Origin of the sequence: Sphingobacterium sp. IITKGP-BTPF85 (assembly GCF_001006065.1) — a bacterium.
In the GTDB taxonomy this organism is placed as follows: Bacteria; Bacteroidota; Bacteroidia; order Sphingobacteriales; family Sphingobacteriaceae; genus Sphingobacterium; species Sphingobacterium anhuiense.
The window spans coordinates 1-5,945 of record NZ_ASZT02000216.1 but is presented as its reverse complement, the minus strand read 5'-3'; the positions used below and the strand labels follow the sequence as shown (position 1 = coordinate 5,945).

Annotated in this window: 5 protein-coding genes and 2 pseudogenes; 3 read left to right on the top strand and 4 right to left on the bottom strand. The window is 37.6% G+C overall.

Translation table 11 applies throughout. The features are described from left to right. Positions 1 to 27 precede the first annotated feature (27 nt). A pseudogene (arsB, locus tag L950_RS23880) lies at positions 28 to 1,057 on the top strand (ACR3 family arsenite efflux transporter). 132 nt (positions 1,058 to 1,189) lie between these two features. Here the strand turns inward: arsB and L950_RS23875 are convergent. After that, positions 1,190 to 1,702 (bottom strand): ClbS/DfsB family four-helix bundle protein, encoded by a 513-nt coding sequence (locus L950_RS23875; RefSeq protein WP_021188928.1) that lies wholly within the window; start codon positions 1,700 to 1,702, stop codon positions 1,190 to 1,192. A gap of 602 nt (positions 1,703 to 2,304) precedes the next feature. Here L950_RS23875 and L950_RS23870 point away from each other — a divergent pair. Next, complete coding sequence (locus L950_RS23870; protein ID WP_021188927.1) at positions 2,305 to 3,168, top strand: helix-turn-helix domain-containing protein; 864 nt, start codon at positions 2,305 to 2,307, stop codon at positions 3,166 to 3,168. A 197-nt stretch (positions 3,169 to 3,365) separates the two neighbouring features. Further along, positions 3,366 to 3,947, top strand: a pseudogene (locus L950_RS23865) (NAD(P)H-dependent oxidoreductase); the annotation flags it as partial. Between the two features lie 168 nt (positions 3,948 to 4,115). Here the strand turns inward: L950_RS23865 and L950_RS23860 are convergent. The 3 genes from L950_RS23860 to L950_RS35990 are packed head-to-tail and all read right to left on the bottom strand — an operon-like array spanning position 4,116 to position 5,918. Beyond that, the gene (locus tag L950_RS23860; RefSeq protein ID WP_021188925.1) at positions 4,116 to 4,817 is read right to left on the bottom strand and encodes an SDR family oxidoreductase; all 702 of its coding nucleotides are present in this window, start codon (positions 4,815 to 4,817) and stop codon (positions 4,116 to 4,118) included. Between the two features lie 4 nt (positions 4,818 to 4,821). Next, positions 4,822 to 5,211, bottom strand: coding sequence for a hypothetical protein (locus L950_RS35995; RefSeq protein WP_021188924.1), 390 nt, complete (start codon positions 5,209 to 5,211; stop codon positions 4,822 to 4,824). An 8-nt stretch (positions 5,212 to 5,219) separates the two neighbouring features. After that, complete coding sequence (locus L950_RS35990; RefSeq protein ID WP_197086670.1) at positions 5,220 to 5,918, bottom strand: hypothetical protein; 699 nt, start codon at positions 5,916 to 5,918, stop codon at positions 5,220 to 5,222. Positions 5,919 to 5,945: the final 27 nt, after the last annotated feature.

Genomic DNA, 5,945 nt, shown 5'->3' with positions numbered 1-5,945 from the left:
TTTTTCACAAATTAAATAGAATACAGGATGCAAGTAAAAATGAAGTTTCTAGACCGGTATCTGACCCTTTGGATTTTTCTTGCCATGGGATTAGGAGTACTTATAGGAAATATATTTCCGGGTATTTCTGATGGAATGGATCAGCTGTCAATTGGGGCCACAAATATTCCATTGGCAATCGGATTAATCGTTATGATGTATCCGCCACTCGCTAAAGTAAATTACAATTTATTGCCCCTTGCATTCAAAGATAAAAAAGTGCTGAGTCTATCCCTTTTACTGAATTGGATTGTGGGCCCCATCTTGATGTTTATACTGGCAGTGATATTTTTAAGAAATGAACCTGATTATATGGTAGGGTTAATTCTGATCGGACTCGCACGATGCATAGCTATGGTGATCGTATGGAATGACTTAGCAAAAGGAAACCGCGAATATGCAGCACTTCTAATTGCTTTAAACAGTGTATTTCAAGTCTTGTTCTATAGCTTATTCGTATGGTTGTTTATCAATGTTTTGCCCTCTTATTTTGGATTTGCGAAGTATGCGATATCGATAGAGATGGGCGAAGTTGTAAAAAGTGTATCAATCTATTTAGGAATACCCTTTTTAGCGGGTTTTTAAGTCACAGATTTCTCCCCAAAATAAAAGGTGAAAACTGGTATCATCGAAAATTCATACCGCTAATATCGCCATTTACATTATACGCGCTATTATTTACCATTGTGCTGATGTTTAGTTTAAAAGGCGAACAGATCATTCAATTGCCCATACAGGTTGTTAAAGTGGCAATACCAATGGTGATTTATTTTGTACTGATGTTCTTTATAAGTTTTTCATCAATAAATCGATGAAAGTCGCCTATGATAAGAATGCGGCCATATCATTTACGGCTACCGGAAATAATTTCGAATTAGCCATTGCAGTAGCTATAGCCGTCTTCGGCATACATTCCCCACAAGCATTTGTGGGCGTTATTGGGCCATTGATTGAAGTACCGGTCCTCATCCTCTTAGTACGTGCCAGTCTTTGGCTCAAAAAGAAATATGATAGTTAGTTTTAGCATGGTGACCTTCGCATTAGCTCCTATTTTTGATCGTCGTTTATTTAAACAAAAAATGGGATATTCCTCCCTAAGATGGAATTACATTGCAATAAATAAAGCACCTTATCAAATAAGGTGCTTTATTTATTTTAAACCATTTTCTTTCTTCCACTTCCGAATTCGATTGCTCGCATTGGCATAAGGTGAAGAAGTATTGAATTGGATCATTCTTCCGCAGGTCCATTTGTCATACCAAGGTGTTTCATATAATTCATGATTTGACTTTTTAGCTATTAATGCTAATATCGCCTCTACAGTATGGTTTAACTTATCCATTAATACATGAAAATCGTCATCTTTATAATCGTCGTAAAACTTTTGTGCCAGTCGACCAAGTTCATTCCATTTAAATCCCGACTCAGGAAAAGACACCTCCTCCTTATTATCCTTTAGCTTGTTCCATTTGAGTACAAGCGATCCCCACCCCACCAAATAAGCCAGCAGATCGTTGATACTCATCAATGTGCCTTTACCATGACCTTCCATATCCTTCACCGCTGTCCGTTCATAGGGAACAGTACTTAAGTCCTTTTTCAGTTTATCGTAATTCGTGTTTATTGCTAATTGTAGCTCAGATTTATTTGTTGGAACAGGCATAAAATTCTTTCAATTAAAAAAGGAATACGATCGAGTTATTGTTAAAAGTTATTTGAGATCATCAAATTCAAAAATATATCCGGTTCTTCATCATCATCTAACTGGAAGCGCAATTTGACTTCCTACCGAATCATTATAGAACCGCAATAATTGTCTAAAAGGAATTTCAAACTGGCTGCTAAAATTACGCAATATCTTCCAAAAAAAGTTGCGGAAAACCCGATTATTAAGACAATAATTTTCGTACTTTACTTAACCTACCCCATGTCTGGAACACGCTATTTCATCAAAAACGCTATCTGCACTTGCCCATGCCAATGAGAGACTATTTCACCTTGTTTTAATTCATTACCAAAAGCTCAAATATTAAATAATAGCAATGTCGCATGCTATAGAATAGATCACTAACAAAGTCAATCCTAATAACAAAATTCAGCATGATTTAGAAGAATAAATTACACATATTACTCTTTAAACTACCAATATTACTGATCTGGTATGAAATACCGTATACATTTAAGAAATCAAGAATATGAGAACGTTCTTGTCCTCTGCAATAAATAATTTACGCGTGCAGCACTTGAATTATATATATTTGTAGTATGATACGATTCGAAAACTTTGCGTCTTATAATCAGTATGTAGGTTTAAAAGAACCGTTAGATGACGATATAGATATCGGTTATTATCAGCCACTTCACATGAGGTCTACATCAGATCCTGTTTTAATAGATTTTTATCGGATTTCAATAAAGATAAATCTGGTTTATAGTAATACGCCAGATGCAACGCCCATTACAGCCGTTTTTTTCAATAGTCCTAACCTCGCAAATGGTTGGGATATAGCACCGCTCCCCACCTATACAGGAATGTATCTACAGCTCTCAAAGAAGATCATTGCGGAGAACCGATTTTTATTCAAAAATTACCTGGATTATGGACAGCATGAAGCATTGTATCTGACCCAGGCGGAGGCGGAAGAAATCCGTACGGTATTTGAATTGATGATGCCTTATTATAACAGTAAAAAGAAAAATAATACGGTATTATTATCCTACGTCAACGTGTTGGTCTCTTTAGTAGAAGCATTTTATAAAAGACAGTTTTCAACAGATCCAAAGCAGTACAACCGAATCCTGACAGATTTTCAACAACACCTTCACGAGTATTATAGACAACCCGTCAAGCAGCTTCCAACAGTACAGTATTTCGCAGATAAATTAGGCTTGTCGGCCAATTATTTGGGCGATATCATCAAACATTTAACAAATAAATCTGCCCTTGAAAATATCCATGATTTTGTAGTAAAAAAAGCCAAAGAATTGCTCGAGATCAAAAAAGAATTGAATAGTACCGAGGTTGCGTATGCACTTGGATTTGAGTACCCGAACTATTTTGCCAAGTTCTTTAAAAAACAGGTGAATCTTACCCCTCGACAATACCGTCAGTCCCTGATCAATAAATAATCTGTTAATTCTGACCCCAAATTTCCAAAAAATTTACGCCCTGTAATTTGTTTCCTTTTTTCTAGTAGTCTGTTTCCTTGCCTGTACCTGCCATCTAATAATTTTGTTTCATAATTATAATACAGAGCTAACAAATTTAAAAAACAGTCTTTATTATCAATGCTTAAATATAAAATGGAAACTATAAAAAAGTACTTTTAATCAATGCACATCTGCCCTATCCCAATTGGTCAGAAGGAACACTCAATAAAGCTTTTATACAGGTGGCGCACGAATTTTTCTTATCAAAGGGCTACGAGGTCATCGAGACGAGTATCGAGAAAGGATACAACGCAGACGAGGAAGTAGAAAAACATTTGGAAGCGGCCATCATAATTTTACAGACACCGATTAATTGGTTTGGCGCTCCATGGATCTATAAAAAATATGTAGATGAAGTATTCAATAGTGGCTTATTCAGTGAAAAATTTCTTTCAGGTGATGGCAGAACCAGAGAAGATCTCTCCCGACAATATGGAACAGGAGGTAAAATGCAAGGTAAAAAATTTATGGTCTCCAGTACCTGGAATGCACCTGAAGTAAGTTTTAATGATGAAAACCAACAGTTATTTAGAGGCATAAGCACTGCTGATTATTTAATGCATATAACAAGTAATTACAGATTCTGCGGCGTAGAAGTTGTCTCGGACTATAACTGTTTTGATATTTTTAAAGATGGTGATATCGCAACAAGCCTTAAAGACTATCCGGCACATCTAGCTCAGGTTTTTGAAATTTAACAACGTTCATAGCTGCATAACAGCGTAAGTGAATTGCGAGAACGCATCCAATAGTAAGTCCTATTCCCAATATTCAGACTGTAATGATGATCGTTTTACTTTGAAATAAGGAGGATTACTTAAAACGGTTCTTCATTTTATGCTAAAATGAAGAACCGTTTCTGGTGACTAGTGAGTTTCCTGGAAAAACTGTTTGGTATCTCCTACAGGAACATCAAATTGATTTTTTTCCAAAGCTAAAAACAATTCATCAGCAACCTGAGAAGCAGGAATACCGTTTGCCCCTCCTATTTCTGCAGAGAATTCGGTATCGACCAAAGGCGGATAAACTTCATAGACCTGCAGCTTTTTCTGATCTTGATAGGTCTGTCTTAATGCGGTAGTATAGCTATGGAGCGCCGCTTTCGTAGCACCATAAGTGGGTAGCATTACATGGCTTCCGAACACTGCTATTGATGAAATATTAATAACAGCCGCTTCAGCTTTCTGAAGAAGATGTGGAAGTAGCAATTCTGTAAAATGGATAACACTGAAATAATTGGTATTCATCTCAATAGCTGCTTTTTCATGTGCTCCGATCGTTTCACTTAAGAGATAAGCAAAAGCAGCACCTGCATTATTGATGATAATATTAACATCCGGATAATTTGTTTTCAAATCATTGGCAATACGGATTCTATCTGATTCGACCGACAGATCTCCCTGAATGGCCACTGCCTGATCCAGTTCTTCTAACGCCTTTTGAAGCCGTTCTGTATTTCTGCCGTTGATAATAACTTTATTTCCTGCTGCATTTAATTTCTTAGCGATCGCTAATCCTATTCCGGCACTTCCGCCGCTGATGAATATGGTATTTCCTGTTGTTTTCATATTATTATTGTTGATCTATAGTTTTATAATCTGTATAACCCTTTTCGCCCGGAGTATAAAAGGTATTCTGATCCGGAACATTTAGTGCAGCTCCGGTTCTGTAACGCTCCACTAAATCAGGATTTGCAATAAAGGGTACACCAAATGATACCAGATCGGCATCACCATCACCTATAACCTGATTGGCCGTATCTTTATTAAAGCCGCGGTTAATGATGATCGTTCCTGTATACAGCTGACGGAAATGCTTGGCAACTTCCTGGATAGCATTGGCGTTTCCGGAAACATCAGTAAAAGGTTCTATCAAGTGCAGATAAGCCAGATCGTAATCATTCAGCCTATTGACTAGATAGTTGTAAAATGCAATGGTCTCATCGTCGACCAAAATACCCATAATACCGTTTAAAGAAGGGTTGAGACGAACCGCAACTTACGGATATCGGCAACCTCTTTTATGGCATCCAAAATCTCGAAAAGAATGCGCGCTCTATTTTCGATCGAACCCCCATATTCATCGTTGCGCAGATTAGAATTTTTACTAAAAAACTGCTGCAGTAAATAGCCGTTGGCAGCATGAAGTTCAACACCGTCAAATCCAGCTTCAAAAGCATGAAGCGCCCCTTGTTTGAAATCATTAACCGTTCTTTTAATATCAGCAACCGTCATGGGCTGAGGAGCGACAGTAAGTTTAAATCCCGTCGCTGTAAAAACCTGCTGTTCTGGATTTACATCCGACGGAGCCAACGGTTTTTTACCCTGATGAAGATCAGGATGCGAGTATGCTCCAGTGTGCCAGAGCTGGGCAAAGATGACTCCGTTTTCAGCATGTACTGCTTCCGTGGTCAATTTCCAGCCTGCGATCTGCTCTTGCGTATAAATTCCAGGAACATGTATAACACCTACTGCCTCAGGATTGATAAATGTACCTTCGGTAATGATCAGTCCAGCAGAAGCACGCTGTTTGTAATACAGCGCAGTCAACGCTGTTGCTTTATTTTCGGGATTATCAGAACGGCTTCTGGTCATGGGAGCCATCACTATCCGGTTCCGCAATTGTAATCCATTTTTATGGTAAGAATTAAATATTACACTGTTTTCCATGGTATTAATAATTTAAAATCGTAAATT